Here is a 16,616-nt window from a genome sequence, read left to right as displayed (position 1 = left end):
CCGATGTGCCAATGAACGACACGCTGCGGCCAGAGGTGAGCAGGCACCGGCAAAGTCCCCCAAGCGGCGTATCGAGGCGTCAAGTCCACTGCGGAAAAAGTTGCCTGATCACCCGTCAACACATCATGACGCGGCATCCAAGCGCTCCCTGTGACCTGATCTGAGTCAATCCACTGACTCCCCCTTACCTCCCGATATGGCAGATATGAGAACCGGTCCGTACGTTCATCACGAGTCGGCCGGCCGGCCGATCCCCGAGACAGGGGAAGCGCGTGATGAATACCCGTCCCACCATCGTCACCGTGGCCGTTGCGATTGCCGCCGGCCTGGTCGTCACCGGTATCACCTATGCCTCGGCGTCCGCCTACGGGCCGACCCAGGCCGCCCCTGCCTCAGCCCCCATGGGCGGCGACTCCGGCCAGGGCAACGAGGGCCGGGGCAACGAAGGCCGAGCTGACGAGGGCCGGGGCTTCGGAGGCCGGATCCACATCAACGAGCGTTCCTACTCGGCCGCCCCGGGCGACTGCATCACCGTCGTGAGCGGCCTGGGCTCCCGCAGCCTGCTCGGCGGAGCCCTCCGCGAGTACCGACATACTGCTTGACCAGGCCGAATGATTATTCGGCACCCACAGTACCGGTTCAGGCTCCCGCCCTCGCCCCGATAGTCGGGGATGTCCGACCCCGTAGAGATGCCCGCCCCGCTGAGCACCAGCACCCCGCTGGTGCTCAGCCCCTCGGCGACCGGCTCCAGATCCGTGGTGCCAGGTGACAAGTCCTCGGCAGGGAGCCTGCTCACAGTGGGGCGCACACGCATGCCGCCCGGGTACGGAACCCGGGAGCCACGGGCGGGCAGAAAGCACCTGTGCGGTCACTCACCATGCGATTGCGGCGTCCGGCCCCGTCAGCGCTCGGTGCGATCAGAACTCGTCCTCCGGGAAGTCCGGGTCGGCGTAGTCGCTTTCGTCCCACTCGGAGTCGTCCATCGCCGGGCCGGCGAAGAAGCCCTCCATGAGTTCCTGCAGGTCCAGCTCGGTGGCACCGGCCGGAGCGGTGGGCTTGGTGCCGTCGCTCATCCGCACAATCAGGCCGAACTTCTTGACCTTGGCGTCCTCGGCCAACGCGGCAAGGTCCACATTCACCTCAGTCAACTCGTCGTTCTTCAGTGTGAAGTCCGCCGTCACCTTGGTGTCGGGCGCGTCCTTGAGGTCCTTGTCCGTCGGCAGCTCCATGCCCGGCGGCAGGTCCTTCGTCAGCGGGCGGATCTCGTCGAGCAGTTCGGTGATCAGCGTGCGGAAGGGAGCCGTGGCGGTGATGTGTTCGGTGCCGTTCTCGCTGTCGGCCGTCTTGAAGCTCACCTCACGGGCGACGACCGTCCGGAGGGCTCCCACGAGCTTCTTCTGCGTCTTGGCGTCGAGGGACGGGGCGGGCGCGGGACCGCCCTGGTCCTCCTGGCCCTCGGCGACGACCTCCTCCATCTTCTTGGCGCTGAACTTCACCCACTTGCCCTCGAGGACGCTCTTGAAGGACTGAGCCTGCGGAGGCAGGTCTTCAGCGGCCGGTAGCGGGCTGCCCATCATCTTGCCGATGGTGTCGACGTCGGCACGGACGTAGATGTAGTCGTCGATCATCCGGTACTCAGCGAGATCGCCCTCCGGATTGCTGATCTTCATGGCCATGCCGACGAGGTCCTTCTCGCCGGACTCGTCGAGCGGCTTCTTCGACTGCACGGTAACCGTGATCGTCGCGTCGCTCATCAACTCGGCGGCCTCATCCGGGATCTCCTCGCCGGGGGCGGGGTCGGACTTGGCGTCCAGCGCCTTCAGAGACGTGACGTCGGTGTCCAGGTCGAGCTGGAAAGAGAGCGTCTTCTTCTTGCCGAGCTGCTCGAAGGCATGGTCGAGCTTCTGGCCGGCGGAAAGCTGCTCCGCCGTTCCGCAGGCAGCGGAGCCCGCGAGTACGGCACCGACGACGGCGGTAGCGGTGAGGGTCTTGCGTATGGCGCTGATGATGGTCTCCTCGTGGGTCCGATCACGAAAGTGATCGATCAGAAGACTCACAACCAGCTCACAAGGTTGCACTGCCCCATCGGGCAACCGAAGTGAGCCGCAGGAGAGGCCATTTGGCGCAGCGTTCGACGAGCGGTCGGCGTAAAACAGGGCGGAGCCTTGAGGGAGTGGCCGCTCACGCTGGACAAGCTCGCCCAGCACCGCGTCGCCGCCTGATCCCGCACGGGCGGGGCCGCCCGACGCCTGGGCACTCCCATCGAATTCGCAGAATTGTTCCATTTTCCGGCTTTTGTCAGTGCCCGTCCTTAAGGCCGTGTCCTACGTGGTGAGTCGGTCGTTGGGCTCATCATGGGGCGGGATACGTGGAGTTGGATTGTTCCGGACGGACTGTGGGAGATCGCGAAGCCGCTGATCCCGCCGTCGAAGGTACGTCCGCAGGGCGGCGGGACACCGGACACGCCTGATGAGACGCTGTTCGCCGCGATCATCTACGTGCTGGTGTCTGGCTGTGCCTGGCGGGCGCTGCCCCCGTGCTTCGGCATCTCGAAGTCGACCGCCCACCGCCGGTTCCAGATCTGGTCGCGGGCCGGTGTGTGGGGCCGGCTGCACGAAGAGATCCTGCACCGCCTGGACGACGCCGGCCTGCTCGACCTGTCCCGGGCCGTGCTCGACTCCGCCCACGTGAGGGCCAAAAAAGGGGCGAACTCACCGGCCCGAGCCCCGTGGACCGGGGCAAGCCAGATTCCAAGATGCACGTCCTGTCGGGCGCGAACGGGCTGCCTCTCCGCAGCGAACACCCACGACAGCCTCGCGCTGAAGCCGATGGTCGAGGGTCACCAAACGAGACACGACCCCCACCGCGGCCGGTACGTCAAGCCCCAACGCCTGCATGCCGACAAGGCATACGATGTCCCCCACCTGCGGCGATGGCTGTGGGGCAAGCACATCGGCGTGCGCATCGCCCGCAAGGGCATCGAGTCCAGCGAACGGCTGGGGCGCCGCCGATGGGTCATCGAACGGACCATGTCCTGGCTGACCGGATACCGCCGACTCAACCACCGCTACGAACGCCATCCCCGCAACTACCTGGCCTTCCTCGGCCTCGCCGCCGCCCTGTGCTGCTACAAGCGACTCATCCGACTCACCACATAGGACACGGTCTTAAGGAGTCTCTCAGAGCGTTTCAGGAAAATCTGAGCCTCGGCCTTCTGTCTCTATCCCAGGCCCGCCTCCCGAACCAGTACCGGAGTGAGCCCACTCGCGGTTGGTTGCAAGAGGCATGACCACTTGGTGCCAACATGCATGTCCCACAGGTCAGAACCCATCAGCTCACCGAGCCCTACTGGTTCCAACTAGCGCGTCCGGGTTCATGTGTGCCCGGTGCGGGGCTTGTCCGGCTCTCCGTGGTCGACCTCGCGGACGGCCCGTGCCTTCAGTTGGTGTGCTGACCAGCGGCACTGGCTGGCCGGGCGCTGGCCGTGCCGTGATCCGCCGACTATCACCCTCAAGGTCCGCCAACCGGTTTGCTCTGCACGCCCGTGACCTGCGCCGAAGAGGGCATGATCCGCCATCTACCGCGCTGGGTCACAGCAGTCGGTGCCGTCGCGGTCGAGACGACGGCCGTAGCCGGGCTCGCCGCGGTGGACGGGTGCGGCTCCCGCGGCACGGGCTGCCGCACAGTTGGCGTAGTAGACGCTCCCGGCGCCGCTGCCGCTTTCCGCGCTGTTGTCGTCGCTGCCACCACCGCCGCTACCCGAGGGGGCTGAGCGGTGACGGTTTCGGTGGCCGTGGGCGCAGGGTCAGCCTCCGCGGTGGCGGTCATCGTGGCGGTGACGGTGGCCGTCGGCTGCGGCGTGGCGGAGGCCGGTCTGGCGTCATCGGCTTGGGAGTCGGAGCCGGACCCTGCTCCCAGGCCGATCAGGAAGGCCAGGCCAAGAGCGGGAAGCACATAGCGTTTACGCGTTCACCGGGGCGCGGTGGCTGTGGTGCGGTGTATGGGCTGCTCACGTCGTCCCCCTGGGCGGTAACAGGTGTGCTGAGGTCAGCGGTTCGATGAGACGGCTGTGCCGGTATGGGGGAGCAGTCACCGTTTCGTGACGCTCGTTGCCCCCGGGGGCGGTTTTGCTCCCCTGCCGGCTCGTGGGTCCTGTCTACGTGGTGCTGGTGCCCCGGCCTGGCCCGTCAACCGGGCGGTGACGGGCGTGCGCCTGCCCCGTCGCTGTTCGAGGTCGATTACCTCACCGGTGAACGCGCGGAAATCTATGGCGGTCGGAGTAGACATTGGGTGGTGGTGTGGTTATGGTTTCTCTTGTAGTCGAGATCAACAGGGCCCGGCAGAGACGAACTGCCGGGCAGCAGTACCCGCAGTTGCAGGATGCAGGACGGTGCGGTGGTGGAGTTTCGAAGCCAGAGCGGTTGCAGGACGGCGACGGGACTGACGACCGGACCGGGTGGCCCGCAGTGATCAGGGGCCGCCGTGCGCAGTACCCGTAAGTGCAGTGCGCAGGACCCCGCAGTGAAGTCAGTGAGCAGTACCTCGGTGAAGGCGTCGGCTGCGGACGCGCGCACCGGGAGGTTCGGCAGTGGGGTTCCAAGCCAGAGCAGACGCAGGACCGGCGACGGGGCTGGCTGCCGAAGAGTGGCGCTGTCACAGGCCACCAGCAGTTCGCAGGACCAGCAGGACCAGCAGTAGGTAAGTGATTGATCCCAGAGGGAAGAACGGAGGAGCCAGGCGCCATCAGGATCGCCCGGGTCGAAGTCTTGAGCCCGGGTACCGCAGGACATCGATAGTGAGGTGGTCTCCGGTCAAGCAACCGCGATCCCCGCACTCCCGTCAGCTTCTCGGTCGGGTCTGCGGAAACAGGAGGCCGGCGCAGGATCAGGGCCGGCAGATGGTGTAGCAGTTCCTTCGGGGCCCTGGTGCCAATGGCACCAGGGCCCCTCCACGCGTTCCACAGAGAGGTGCAAGTGACCGCAGACGACTCCTTCGGCCGTCTCGATGACGACGACTACCCCGCCTACACCATGGGCCGGGCCGCCGAGATGCTCGGCACCACCCCGGGCTTCCTCCGCGCCCTCGGCGACGCCCGCCTGATCACCCCGCTGCGCTCCGAGGGCGGCCACCGCCGCTACTCCCGCTACCAGCTGCGCATCGCCGCCCGCGCCCGGGAACTCGTCGACCACGGCACCTCCATCGAGGCCGCCTGCCGCATCGTCATCCTCGAGGACCAGCTCGAAGAAGCCCAGCGCCTCAACGCCGAATACCGCCGCACCGCCGAATCGGCCAACCCGACGACCGCGGCCTGAAACGGCGGAGACCCGCAACCCCCCAGGAGCTTCGCGGCTGCCGCCCGGAAGGGGCCGTCGACTGTCCGGGCGCCGGCCCCGGCCGGGTCGACCTGCGCCGCCACCACGGCCTGGCCGTAGAGGACTTCATCACGGACCTCCGGGCGAGTGCGGTCACGGCGGGCCTGCCGCTGCGCGTCGACACGCCGGACGGAGGCTGGTGGGATGAGCCTCGGCCCCCCTGGGCGGCGACTCCGGCAGGGGCAACGAAGGCCGAGGCTTCGGAGACCGGGGCTTCGGAGGCCGGATCCACATCAACGAGCGTTCCTACTCGGCCGCCCCGGGCGACTGCATCACCGTCGTGAGCGGCCTGGGCTCCCGCAGCCTGAACATCCGCAACGACAGCCGGAGGACCGTCGAGGTCTTCCGCGGAGCCACCTGCGACAACGGCGCCCCCATCGCCACCGTCGGACCGCACAGCTCCAGCAACGGCGTGCACCCCCGCCACGTCGAGGGCGGCATCTTCGTCCGGCATCGTGACCTGATGCCGCAGGGCCAGGATTTCAATGAGGGTTTTCAGGGTGGCCCCCGGACGGGTGACGGCGGGACCGTAGGCAACGGACAGGGCTCCCGTGCCGTTAAGAGAGATGTCTAGGTCTCAACTCTCCAGCTCAGGAGCCCTGTTGATCCCGTATCCTGCCGCACTCGACCTGCCGCACGCACTCGTGGAGTGGGTGACGATGCTGATCGTCACCCGTGAGGGTGACCGACGCTGCAAACTCCGGCCGTCCGAGCGTGCGGTGATCGCTCTGGCATACCTGCGCCGGCACGACCCCCTGGCTCAACTCGCCGCGGGTTTCCGTATTTCCGTCGGCACCGCCCACGCCTACGTCACCACGGTCGTCGAGCACCTGGCCGCCAAAGCGCCGGGCCTGCTGAAGGTCCTACGCGAGACAGACCCCGACTACGTTCTCCTGGACGGCACGCTCGCCGAGTGCGACCGGGTCGGCGACGGACGCGCGGACTATTCGACGAAGCACAAGCGGCACGGCGTGAACGTGCAGGTCATCGCGGATCCGGCCGGTCGCACGCTGTGGCTCTCACCCGCCCTGCCCGGCCGGACGCACGACCTGACCGCCGCCCGCACCCACAAGATCATCAGAATCTGCGGGCGCCAGGGCGTCCCCGTCCTCGCCGACATGGCCTACATCGGCGCGGGCGAGTGGGTCACCACCCCCAAACGCCGGCCGCCCCAGGGCGAACTCACCCCGACCGAGCAGACGGTCAACCGGGCCTTGTCCGCCGCCCGCGTACCCGTCGAACGAGGAATCGCCCGCCTGAAATCCTGGCGAATCTTCCGCAGAGCCCGATGCAGCCCAAATCGCATGACGTCAATCACCAAGGCCGTCCTCACCCTGGAGCGGCACTGCTGAAAACCCTCAATGTCCTTGTCCCGGCCCCTGACCGGCAGTAGGCGTAGCAGCGCGAGCGCATCGCTCACGCCCAGGTAGGCCAGTCGCAGCAGCATGGACGATCCCGTTGCCAAGCTGATCGGCTTCAGCGCCAGAAGCGTCCTGGAGTGAGCGTCGATCGCGAAGGCCGTCCACCTCCTCCCACCTGCACGGATGAGGTTTTCGGCAAGGACACGCTTAACGGTCCGCCGCTGACAGGCATCGCCACCGAAACAGCCCGAGGGCTCCTCGCCTGACTCACCCGGAACGAGAGCCATGAGTCAGGACGGTGGCTGGAGGACTGTGTCAATGACGTAGATGGTGGCGTTCGCGGCCTTGATGTTGCCGCAGACGATGTTCGCCTTGCCGTTGACCTTGAAGTCGGTGCCCGAGCCCGACGTGGTCAGTTTGCTGCCTTCTACCGTCGTGAAGGAGCCCTTGGGGAGCTCGTTCGGGGTGATCTGCTTGTCCACCACGTGGTAGGTCAGCACCTTCTTCAGCTGCCCCTGATTGCTGAGCAGCGAGTCAAGCTGCGACGCGGGCACCTTCTGGAAAGCCTGGTTGTTGGGAGCGAAGATGGTGACCTTGGGTTTCCCGTCCAGGGTGCCGATCAGGTTTGCCCTGGCCGCGGCTGCGACCAGCTGGCTGAGTTGCGGGTATGCGGCCGCAGCCTCTATGAGCTTGTCCTTGGATGTGTCGGCCTTCTGGGAGAGCGCCGAACAGCCGGGACCGAACGTCCCCGACGGGCTGGGAGACGCATCCTGTGCGTGGCTCTGCGACGCCAGACCTCCAAGCGCGAGTGGGATAGCGACCACAGCTGCCGCAGTGGATTTTGCTGTACGCATGCAGGTGAACCTCATCGCAACCTTCCTCCCGTGGAGACGTGAACCCTGCAGAGGTTTGGACTGCGGAAGTCTTCGTTTCCGCTGGGCGGGGTAGGGGCGGCTGCTGCGCCCGGCTTCGGGCCATCAACACCCGGCCACTCAGCGAGCTTATTAGCAGGTGCTGGAGACCGCATCTTGATGGACGACATCCATTTTTTCCCGTGGCGCATCATGTGGTTTCACCGGTTGATGGGAGTCATACATTCTCCATCAGTGATGCGCCATTAACTTTCATTGGTCTAGCGCGCTTGCCCTGGAAGAGTTTCCACTTGAGGTGCTGTCAGGCCGGTGAAAGGAATTGTTGTTCTGCGGGCAAATCGGCTGACGTCCCCGTGTGGTCTGGTTACGAAGTTGATCCGGCCCGTAGTTTGAAGCAGGGGTGTGGTCTGGCTCCGCCAAAGCTGCATGCCACATGCCGCTGCACGGCCCGTTCCCGGCTGTGGCGGGCCAAGCTACCCCGGCCCGGTCGGGAACGCCGCTCAGTGGCCCACACAGCCGGTCATGAACGGAGAGCCCCGCATGGGCATCGTCGGAGACGGCCTGCGCTGCGCCGTCCAAGGAGCGTTCACCCGCCCCGTCCCCAAGTCGGCTGGAGTGCAGATGAGTCACCCGGTCAGGCAGCTCAAGGGCACCCGCGCGGTGGCCGGCGCGCTCGGCGTCTCGCAGCGCACTGTGGAGGGGTACGTCAAAGACCAGATCCGCCGGCCTCGCGCAGCGTCTGGAGGATGCAGTGCGCGCCCGCCGGCAGCCCCGTATCCGTGCCCAAGCCCGCCGCCAGGCCGCCACCAGTACCGACCTGGTCGTCGACACCCGTGCTCGGTTCGGCTTCACCGCCGCGCTCGGCACCACCGACGACGCCCACATCCGCCATCTCACCCTCGCCCTGCCCCCGCAGCACGCGGCCCGCCCTCTCGCCGCCCAGGACGCCGGCGCCACCGAGCAGCAGCTGCGGGATATCGCAGCGGAAGGGTTGGGCGAAATCTATTTCCGTGACGGCGGTCGGCGCGCCCACGGCCTGGAGGTGGAGTTCACTGAGCTGTTTCCAACCTGGCTGGTGTCAGGCCGAGTTGGCGTGGGAGCCGGGTAGGGGGAAGAGACGAAGCTCCTGGTAGATGGGTTGTCGACCAAGAGTAACCTGTCCGCCCGGAGCTTCGTGTGCTTGTCTACCCATCGGGACTCGATCTGTCCAGTTCCACCCTGCGGTTCCTGTCCGGTCTGCTGAGCGCCCGACGTCGTGAACGCGGCACGCGGTGGCGTCGGCTTCCGTCAGGCCGGCAGGCCCTGCTCGTGCTGGCCCATCTGCGCTGCGGACACACATACTCCCAGTTCGCGGCAGGTTTCGGCGTCGGGGTTGCCACGGTGCACCGCTATGTGGCGGAGGTCGTCGAGATCCTCGCGGCGCTCGCTCCGGACCTTGCCACTGCCCCCGGACAGCGGCGCGCAAATCGTTCGTGATCCTCGACGGCACACTGCTGCCCACCGACCGCATCGCCACCCTCGTCCAGGCCGTTTTCACTCTCCACCTCAACACCTCAAAATGAGATTGGAAACAGCTCAGTGAGCGGAGCTTCTACGGTGACATCAAGCTGAGCGTCGGCGTTCGGGGTCGGCTCGGGCGTGGGTGCGGCGGGTCCGGTGCTCCGGGCCTGGATGGGGAAGCCGGGGACGGCTTCTGCCGCCGTCCACCCAGATTCATGGCAGCATGCCGCCTGCCGTCGGCGACGTGGAAGGCGGCATGTCCGCACCGTCCGCTCGCCGGCCGGTGCGGATGCCGGCGAAGGGGGCGGACGGGTGAGCGGGGAAGCGCGAAGGGGCCGGGTACCGGACACGCCGGCCCCGTTGGGTCCGCGATCGGCTCGCGGCGAGGGGCATCATGTTCCTGGCCTGTTCGCGCGGTGGCACGTGGGATCTGTTGACCCAGGACTCGAACACGGGATGGATCATGCTGGAAAGTCCCGCCTCCAGCCCGATGAACCAGGTTCCGGTTCGCCCATCGAGCCCCACCGCACCATGAACGGGGCCCGTTGCGGGTGGCGAGCACGCCTCCAAGACACTCGGGTGGGCCCGCCGGCCGGCCGCAGGAGCATGGTGACGAAGACCTGGAGCCAGCGTCAGGTCTTCGCCTCCACCGGGACGTTCTGCAGGAACCTCACCCTGCAAACGGCACCACGTCACACGGGCCCGCCCGCCGCCCGGCAGCACCACGGGAATACCAGTTTCACCTGATGTGTCAACGAACGACACGCTGCGGTGAGGGTGAGCAGGCGCCGGCAAATTCCCCCGGACGGAGTATCGGGGCATCAAGCCCACTACAGGAAAAGTCATCTGGTTACCCGTCAGCACGCCATGACACGGCACACAAGCACCCCACTGTAACCCGATTGGAGTCAATCTGCCGACTTTCCCCTATGTCTCGATATGGCAGATATGGGAATCGGCCAGTACGTTCATCACGAGTCGGCTGGCCGGCCGATTTCCCGAGACAGGAGAAGCGCGTGATGATTACCCGTCCCAACGTCGTTACCGCGGCCGTCGCGGCCGCCGCGGCCCTGGCCGCCACCGGTATCACCTACGCCTCGGCGTCCGCCTACGAGCCGGCCCAGGCCGCCCCCGCGGTCCAGCAGGCGGCCGCCCCCGCCGCGGCCCCCACGGGCGGCGACTCCGGTAAGGACAACGAGGGCAAGGGCAACGAGGGCGGCGACTCCGGTAAGGACAACGAGGGCAAGGGCAACGAGGGCGGCGACTCCGGTAAGGACAACGAGGGCAAGGGCAACGAGGGCGGCGACTCCGGTAAGGACAACGAGGGCAAGGGCAACGAGGGCGGCGACTCCGGTAAGGACAACGAGGGCAAGGGCAACGAGGGCGGCGACTCCGGTAAGGACAACGAGGGCAAGGGCAACGAGGGCGGCGACTCCGGTAAGGACAACGAGGGCAAGGGCAACGAGGGCGGCGACTCCGGCAAGGACTACGAGGGCAAGGACAACGAAGACCGGGACTTCGAAGGCAGCGACAACGGAGACCGGGGCTTCGGAGGCCGGATCCACATCAACGAGCGTTCCTACTCGGCCGCCCCGGGCGACTGCATCACCGTCGTGAGCGGCCTGGGCTCCCGCAGCCTGAACATCCGCAACGACAGCCGGAGGACCGTCGAGGTCTTCCGCGGAGCCACCTGCGACAACGGCGCCCCCATCGCCACCGTCGGACCGCACAGCTCCAGCAACGGCGTGCACCCCCGCCACGTCGAGGGCGGCGTCTTCGTCAAGAACGGAGTAGTCGGCAGCTTCCGAGTCATCCACCACTTCCGCGGACACGACGGGAACAACGAACACGGCGGGAACAACGGATACGGCGGACGCTGATCCAACCGCCACCCCGGCACAACATGAAGACCCCGGCCCGCTGGAATCGGGCCGGGGTTCTGTCTGCAGCATCCCACCCCGAACACCCCGCTTTCCCATACTTGCTCGGGCACCCCATCATGAATCCGGACAACGACGCCCTGCCGTCCCAGCCCCACCACGCCGACGCACTCAGGGAGATTTCAAACAGAGACGGCGGCCAGGGACGATACGGAGCATGAGCACCTCTCGCCCCCTGCTGGCCCAGAGCGAAGCCGGCGCCGCGTGCGGCGTGAGCCGTACGACGATCCGGCGCCGCCGGGAAGCCAGCAAACTGCCCGGGCCGTGCTCTACGACGACCGCGGCTGGCTCATCCCTGTGGAAGACCTGCTCGCCGCCGGCTTCCGGCTCAACGCCCTCGCCCCACCCGATGAGAAGGAAGTCGGCGGCCCGGCGCCGACCGAGGCACAGCAGGGCACGGTCGACACGGACGCGCTGCGAGTGAAGTTTCCCCAAGGCCGGGTAGTTAGCGTTTTCGCAGGTCACGCAACCCCGTTGAAAGCGGGCCCGACGTAGAGCAACGGGGCTCGTTGGTACAGGCAGTCGACCAAGACAGCTTGTATCCGAGGAGCCCCGTTGCTGTCTCATCATGTCCTGCCCGTCCCGGTGACGGCCATCACCCGTACGGTTGCCGTGGCTGCCGGGAGGTTCGCTGCCGGCAAGGTGCCGGACAGCGGGCGTAACCGGGGCTGGCTGGGGCGGTGTCCGCACGGCGGTTATCCCCAGATCGAGTTGATGACGCTGGTCGAGACCGGGACGCGCGCGGTGATCGGTGCAGTGTTCGGCCCCGCCCGGGAGGGCGAGACCTCCTACACCACCCGACTGTTGCATCACCTGAGCCCCGAGATGCTGGTGCTGTGGGACCGGGGCTTCGACGGCAATGACTTCCTCGCCGCCGTGCACGCCACCGGCGCACGCGTCGTCGGCCGCATCAGCCGGCGCCGCCGCCCGCCGGTCCTCCAGCCGCTCGCGGACTCTTCGCATCTCTCGGTCATCGGCGGTGTCGCCGTGCGCATCATCGAGTCCCGGGTGCGCGTCGCCTGCACGGACGGCAGTGGCTTCGACGGCTCCTACCGGTTGGTGACCACCCTGCTGAACGCCCAGCGCTACCCCGCCGACCGTCTCGTGCGCCTCTATCACGAGCGCTGGGAGCACGAGAGCGCCTACTACACGTTGCGTCACACCATTCTGCAGGGGCGAGTCCTGCGTTCGGGCGACCTGGTCGGTGTCGAGCAGGAGATGTGGTCCCTGCTGCCCCTCTACCAGCTGTTGCGTCGGGCCATGGTCGAGGCGGCGGAGTCCGGGCCGGGGACCGACCCCGACCGCTGTGGCTTCACGATTGCTCTCCAAACGAGCAATCGTCAAGACCTGTGGATCGGTTGCTCTCACTTTCGCTGTGGTGACGTGATCGCGACGAGTTCGACCTCGAAGCCGTCGTCGTTTTCCAGGTAGGCGGCGTAGTGCCGTTCGCCGCCGGCGTGTGGATGCCGGTCCGGGAACAGCAGGTGCCAGCCGTGGTTCGCCGCGTCGGTGGCCAGCCGCTCGACCGTGCTGTCGTCCTCGACGTGAAAGGCCAGGTGGTTCAGCCCTGGCCGGCATCGGTCGTGCCGGTCGGCGGCGAGGGCCCGGGACTGCTCAAGGACCAGGTAGGTCGGCCCGAGGTGTCAGCTGCGGCCGTTGTCCCAGCTCTGGGTGAGGGTGTAGCCCAGTGCCTCCAGCAGCCAGCCGAGAGAGGTGAGCGCGTGGTCGAGGTCCGGCACCCAGAGTTCGATGTGATGCAGCGTGCCGCTGGTCGGCCGGCTCACGCGGCCACCGCCTCAGGGCGTTCGCGAGCTGACCGCCCTCGAAGCGGGCTCCGGCCCGGACGAGGGCGACGAGACGGGGTGCGGTGATCGCGCGCCGGCGGGCCTGGGCGGACTCGGCGAGCTTGAACCCCATCGCCAGGGCGGCGGCCGGGCTGCCGGCACCGCGGGTGACCTTCGTCCGGAGCCGGACTGTGCTGAAGGTCGACTCGATCGGGTTCGTGGTGCGCAGGTGGATCCGGTGTTCGGCGGGGAACGCGTAGAACGCGAGGAGTTCGTCCACGTCTTCGGTGATCTTCTTGACGGCCCTGGGCCACTTCGCGCCGTACGCCTTCTCGAACGATCTCACGGTCTTGAGGGCGTGGTCGCGGTCCTCGGCGTTGTAGATCTCCTGCAGGGCCTTCTTCGCGCCCGGCTGCGCGGACTTCGGCAGGGCGTTCGTCACGTTTCGGACTTTGTGTACCCAGCAGCGTTGGTGCCGGGCGGCGGGGAACACCTCGGCCAGGGCCTTCCACAGTCCCATGGCGCCGTCGCCGACGACCAGCTCGGGATCTCGCATGCCGCGCCGGCGGCAGTCGCGCAGCAGGTCGGCCCAGGACTCGGCCGACTCGCGCAGGCCCTCGGCGAGCGCGATCAGTTCCTTGGTGCCGTCGGGGCGCACGCCCATGAGGACGAGCACGCAGGAGTGGGCCTGGCCGAGGCGGACCTTGGGGTGCACGCCGTCGGCCCACACGTACACGTAGTCCGACTCGTGCAGGTCACGGGCCTGGAAGGCGACGTGGTCGTCCTGCCACTGCTTGGTCAGCCGCGTGACGGTGGCCGGCGACAGCCCGGCCGAGCTGCCGAGGAACTGCGCCAGGGCGGGCACGAAGTCGCCGGAGGACAGGCCGTGCAGGTACAGCAGCGGCAGCACCTCGCTGACCTTGGGCGACTTGCGGCACCACGGCGGCAGGATCTTCGAGGAGAACCGCATCCGCTCCCCGGTGGCCTCGTCGACGCACTTGTCGTTCACCCGCGGCGCCTTCACCTCGATGGAACCGGCGGCCGTGGTGACAGCACGCTCGCGGTGGTAGCCGTTGCGCACCACCAGACGGCGGCCTCGCCCGTCCTTCTGGTCGGCCGACTCGGCTGTGTACTGGTCGACTTCCGCCTCCAGCGCAGCGGAGAGCATGCGCCGGGCGCCCTCGCGGACTATGTCGTCGATCAGGAAGCCGGTGGAGGTGGTGCCGTTGTCGTTGACTACGCTGAGCATGGGCGTGCCTTCCCGACCCGCGCTGCGAACGCGGGCCTACTCGGTGACTTGCTGATCACTCACTCGGGAAGGTACGCCCCTCGTGCGTTCTCCCCGGAGAGCCGATCCACAAGTCCTGAGCATTGCTCCACGCCCCCCGGCCCCCCGAGGAGTACCGGCGTGAGTGCAACACCGTCCGACCACACGAGGCGCTGGCCTGGAACCGGCCCTATGACGTCCACGCCGGCGCCGCCGACCCGCTCGTCCCCAACTTTCCAGATCTCGAAAACCTGCCGGTTACTTGACGCGGGACAATGCCGAGCTGCCGGGCGACGGACCGCTTGCTGTGTTCCGGCGGCCGGGGCGATGACGCGGCCGGCTTTGCCTCCTCCTGTGGCTCGTCCCGCAGTGCCGGGGCGGGGCGCAGGCAGCCGCGGGGCCGATGACGACTGCCGCAGGCGCGGTCGCGGAGTCCACCGAGGGCGATCCCGACGGTGCCGGTGAAGACACCACTCATCGTGAGGATGCGCGCGAATCACACGGTGAACAGGTGTCGGCGGCGCCGCACCGGTTGCCGGGTGCCGGAAGAGACGGCCTTGGTCGCGTTGCTTGCTCCTCCGCCTTGTCGCACCTCCTCCACCACCACGATCAGCCCGGAGCGGGACAGCAGTCCCCGCCGATGCGTCAGCCGGGCCTCATCGGTGATGAGCACGCGCGCACCACAGTCCTCCAGCAGACGGGCCAACTCCGCCCCTGAGCTCCCGGGATCCAGCGGCACCCCCACCCCGCTCGCCCGGGTGACGGCGAGCAGGCTCTCGACCGCCTCGACACGGTTGCCGAGCAGGATGGCCACCCGTTCGCCCCGCGCCAGGCCGAGCCCCGCCACATGTCCGGCCAGCCGTCCGGTCCTGCATTCCAGGTCCCGGTAGGTCCGCCGCGTACGGCGGTCCTGGAAGGCGACCTTCTCCCCCGAGGCGCCGGGCATGTTCCCGGAGCGACTCCGGCAGTGGCCTGAGGGTGTCCGTGTCCGTACCCACTCGTTCCGCCCCTTCCGTGGACTCCTGGGGAAGATGGTGGCGCGGTTCGCCTGGTTCCCCTGCGGCAGTGGCACAGCGACCCTGCTCATTCCGTGGCGGAGGGCCCGGCCCTTGCTGAATACCTCATCCATACAGGTGGGAGCGGGTTTCGGGGTGCTGGCCGTGGCCGATCGAGTCGCCGCTGTCGCGCGGCGGCGGTGGGCGCGGCAGGATGATCGGTCGTGCTGCTGCGACTGGCGTACCTGGGTATGGCGAACGCGTTCGAGATGGGGTGCGGTCCTCTGAAGGGAAGGGTTGAGCTGGAAGAGCGCTGAACGGGGCTGTGTTCGGGGCCGTTCGTCTCTACCGTGGTAGCGGAGGAGGGATGGCGGATGGGCTCGCTGTTCGAGGAGTTGGAAGCGCGCGAGGCAGCCGCCCGTGTTCGGTATGGTCCGGGTCGCCAGAGTCGCCCACCGGGGCCGAGGCGTGGGCAACGTCCACCCCGCCGACGCTGCGCTGTCGCTGCCGGCGGGCGGCACTCGACGGGATTACGGCGACTCGCGGTGACCGAAGCCGTCCGCGGCTCGGAGCGGAAGCCGTACTGCGACTGCGTGCCGTCCTTGCCAACGGAGACCTCGACCCCTACTGGCGCTACCACGCCGCCCGCGAACACGAACGCCTCTCCCTCGCACCCGACCAGCGGAACTACGCACGCACCGCCTGATCCCGGCGGTCGTTCGAAACGAACTGCACCCCACCGCCAGCCCTACTTGGGGCGACGGCGGCCGAGAGCGTGGGCGAGTTCGCCGACCGGCGCCAGCATGCGTCCGTCATCGCCCGCGCACCACCACACAACCTCGCGCTCCCGCTTCGAGCCGTGGACGCCGAGGTCATGTCGGGGGCACACCGGCCAGACCTGCCAGGTCTGTTCGAGCAGGCTCTCCTGGATCATGGTCGTCAGACTGGTCAGTGCCATGGTCGGGTCGTCGCACATGCTCGGCAGGATGTGGCCGCCCCGGTTGAGCCTTTCACCGTCGGCAAGGCGGACACCGGCTCCCGCGGGGAACCAGTCCTCCAGGACCTCGATCTCCGGTTCGCCCTCGATCCCACGCGTGGGCAGGTCGCGGGCTATGATCCGCAGCGCGTCGCGCAACGTCTCCAAACGCTCGGGGGCGAGGTCGAAGCCCGGCTCGAAACCCACGTCGTCCAGGATGCGCCAGGCCAGGGCTGTCATCTCCGACCGTGGCACCTCGGCCGGATTCCGTTCGACGGCCTCCAGGACGGCGTCGGTGCGGTGGAACCAGTCGAGCAGTTCGCAGGCGAGGGCGACGACTTGCTGTGGGTCGAGATTGTCCTGACGCAGGCCGAGGTAGATCCTTCGCTTCAACTGTTCGGTATCCGCTTCGTACTCAGCCATGGCGTTGCTCACCGGCCCAGTGGCCCGACGCGGCGCGGTTCCCCGCCGCATGGTTTTCGGCATGCCGCCTGATGCACTCACCAGCGGAACTACGACCTCACCACTTGATCGCGGCCGTCACTCGAG

12 protein-coding genes and 6 pseudogenes are annotated in these 16,616 nt (G+C 67.7%); 10 read left to right on the top strand and 8 right to left on the bottom strand.

Annotated features, from left to right (window positions below; translation table 11 throughout):
- Positions 1-275: 275 nt before the first annotated feature.
- Positions 276-602: a hypothetical protein gene (locus tag PYS65_RS00415; RefSeq protein WP_279338164.1), complete on the top strand. Its 327-nt coding sequence runs from the start codon at positions 276-278 to the stop codon at positions 600-602.
- A 29-nt stretch (positions 603-631) separates the two neighbouring features.
- Here PYS65_RS00415 and PYS65_RS00410 read toward each other — a convergent pair.
- Positions 632-814: pseudogene (locus tag PYS65_RS00410) on the bottom strand (NAD-dependent protein deacetylase 1); the annotation flags it as partial.
- A gap of 103 nt (positions 815-917) precedes the next feature.
- Positions 918-2,285 (bottom strand): hypothetical protein, encoded by a 1,368-nt coding sequence (locus PYS65_RS00405; protein ID WP_341483645.1) that lies wholly within the window; start codon positions 2,283-2,285, stop codon positions 918-920.
- Between the two features lie 69 nt (positions 2,286-2,354).
- On the opposite strand from PYS65_RS00405, the gene PYS65_RS00400 reads away from it, so the two are divergent.
- Complete coding sequence (locus PYS65_RS00400) at positions 2,355-3,158, top strand: IS5 family transposase (RefSeq protein ID WP_279331648.1); 804 nt, start codon at positions 2,355-2,357, stop codon at positions 3,156-3,158.
- A gap of 419 nt (positions 3,159-3,577) precedes the next feature.
- On the opposite strand, the pseudogene PYS65_RS34865 reads toward PYS65_RS00400, so the two are convergent.
- A pseudogene (locus tag PYS65_RS34865) lies at positions 3,578-3,652 on the bottom strand (hypothetical protein); the annotation flags it as partial.
- A 1,321-nt stretch (positions 3,653-4,973) separates the two neighbouring features.
- Between PYS65_RS34865 and PYS65_RS00390 the strand changes: the two are divergent.
- The 3 genes from PYS65_RS00390 to PYS65_RS00380 all read left to right on the top strand — a co-directional run bounded on the left by PYS65_RS00390 (position 4,974) and on the right by PYS65_RS00380 (position 6,724).
- A complete protein-coding gene (locus PYS65_RS00390) occupies positions 4,974-5,312 on the top strand; it encodes a MerR family transcriptional regulator (protein WP_279331647.1) in 339 nt (112 codons plus the stop codon).
- A gap of 340 nt (positions 5,313-5,652) precedes the next feature.
- A complete protein-coding gene (locus PYS65_RS00385; RefSeq protein WP_279331646.1) occupies positions 5,653-5,946 on the top strand; it encodes a hypothetical protein in 294 nt (97 codons plus the stop codon).
- 28 nt (positions 5,947-5,974) lie between these two features.
- The gene (locus tag PYS65_RS00380; RefSeq protein WP_279331645.1) at positions 5,975-6,724 is read left to right on the top strand and encodes a transposase family protein; all 750 of its coding nucleotides are present in this window, start codon (positions 5,975-5,977) and stop codon (positions 6,722-6,724) included.
- Positions 6,725-7,023: 299 nt separating this feature from the next.
- On the opposite strand, the gene PYS65_RS00375 is transcribed toward PYS65_RS00380, so the two are convergent.
- The gene (locus tag PYS65_RS00375; RefSeq protein ID WP_387042704.1) at positions 7,024-7,587 is read right to left on the bottom strand and encodes a fasciclin domain-containing protein; all 564 of its coding nucleotides are present in this window, start codon (positions 7,585-7,587) and stop codon (positions 7,024-7,026) included.
- A gap of 558 nt (positions 7,588-8,145) precedes the next feature.
- On the opposite strand from PYS65_RS00375, the pseudogene tpg reads away from it, so the two are divergent.
- The 5 genes and pseudogenes from tpg (at position 8,146) to PYS65_RS00350 (ending at position 12,476) form a co-directional block, all read left to right on the top strand.
- Positions 8,146-8,713 (top strand): annotated as a pseudogene (tpg, locus tag PYS65_RS00370) (telomere-protecting terminal protein Tpg).
- Positions 8,714-8,781: 68 nt separating this feature from the next.
- Positions 8,782-9,119 (top strand): annotated as a pseudogene (locus tag PYS65_RS00365) (helix-turn-helix domain-containing protein); the annotation flags it as partial.
- A gap of 1,005 nt (positions 9,120-10,124) precedes the next feature.
- Positions 10,125-10,985: a hypothetical protein gene (locus PYS65_RS00360; RefSeq protein WP_279331643.1), complete on the top strand. Its 861-nt coding sequence runs from the start codon at positions 10,125-10,127 to the stop codon at positions 10,983-10,985.
- A 324-nt stretch (positions 10,986-11,309) separates the two neighbouring features.
- A complete protein-coding gene (locus PYS65_RS00355; RefSeq protein ID WP_279331642.1) occupies positions 11,310-11,540 on the top strand; it encodes a hypothetical protein in 231 nt (76 codons plus the stop codon).
- 90 nt (positions 11,541-11,630) lie between these two features.
- Entirely contained in the window at positions 11,631-12,476 is an 846-nt protein-coding gene (locus PYS65_RS00350) for a transposase (RefSeq protein ID WP_279331641.1), read from the top strand.
- Here PYS65_RS00350 and PYS65_RS00345 read toward each other — a convergent pair.
- The 4 genes and pseudogenes from PYS65_RS00345 to PYS65_RS00330 form a co-directional block, all read right to left on the bottom strand.
- Positions 12,410-12,829: pseudogene (locus tag PYS65_RS00345) on the bottom strand (VOC family protein). The gene PYS65_RS00350 and the pseudogene PYS65_RS00345 sit on opposite strands and share 67 nt — an antisense overlap.
- A pseudogene (locus PYS65_RS00340) lies at positions 12,826-14,078 on the bottom strand (IS256 family transposase). Before PYS65_RS00340 ends, PYS65_RS00345 begins: the two co-directional pseudogenes overlap by 4 nt.
- 514 nt (positions 14,079-14,592) lie before the next feature.
- Positions 14,593-15,042, bottom strand: a complete 450-nt coding sequence (locus PYS65_RS00335; protein WP_279331640.1) for an AMP-binding protein — start codon at positions 15,040-15,042, stop codon at positions 14,593-14,595.
- 797 nt (positions 15,043-15,839) lie between these two features.
- Positions 15,840-16,490 carry a hypothetical protein gene (locus tag PYS65_RS00330; RefSeq protein ID WP_279331639.1) on the bottom strand — a complete coding sequence of 217 codons (651 nt, stop codon included), beginning with the start codon at positions 16,488-16,490 and terminating at the stop codon, positions 15,840-15,842.
- Positions 16,491-16,616 lie beyond the last annotated feature (126 nt).

Source organism: Streptomyces cathayae (genome assembly GCF_029760955.1).
Classification (GTDB): domain Bacteria; phylum Actinomycetota; class Actinomycetes; order Streptomycetales; family Streptomycetaceae; genus Streptomyces; species Streptomyces cathayae.
This window is presented reverse-complemented; position numbering and strand designations above follow the sequence as displayed.

Excerpts from the sequence above, each read along its gene's own strand:
- PYS65_RS00415 (WP_279338164.1), top strand. The coding sequence starts at position 276 with ATGAATACCCGTCCCACCATCGTCACCGTGGCCGTTGCGATTGCCGCC.
- PYS65_RS00405 (WP_341483645.1), bottom strand. The coding sequence starts at position 2,285 with ATGGAACAATTCTGCGAATTCGATGGGAGTGCCCAGGCGTCGGGCGGC.
- PYS65_RS00400 (WP_279331648.1), top strand. The coding sequence starts at position 2,355 with ATGGGGCGGGATACGTGGAGTTGGATTGTTCCGGACGGACTGTGGGAG.
- PYS65_RS00375 (WP_387042704.1), bottom strand. The coding sequence starts at position 7,587 with ATGCGTACAGCAAAATCCACTGCGGCAGCTGTGGTCGCTATCCCACTC.
- PYS65_RS00360 (WP_279331643.1), top strand. The coding sequence starts at position 10,125 with ATGATTACCCGTCCCAACGTCGTTACCGCGGCCGTCGCGGCCGCCGCG.
- PYS65_RS00335 (WP_279331640.1), bottom strand. The coding sequence starts at position 15,042 with ATGCCCGGCGCCTCGGGGGAGAAGGTCGCCTTCCAGGACCGCCGTACG.
- PYS65_RS00330 (WP_279331639.1), bottom strand. The coding sequence starts at position 16,490 with ATGGCTGAGTACGAAGCGGATACCGAACAGTTGAAGCGAAGGATCTAC.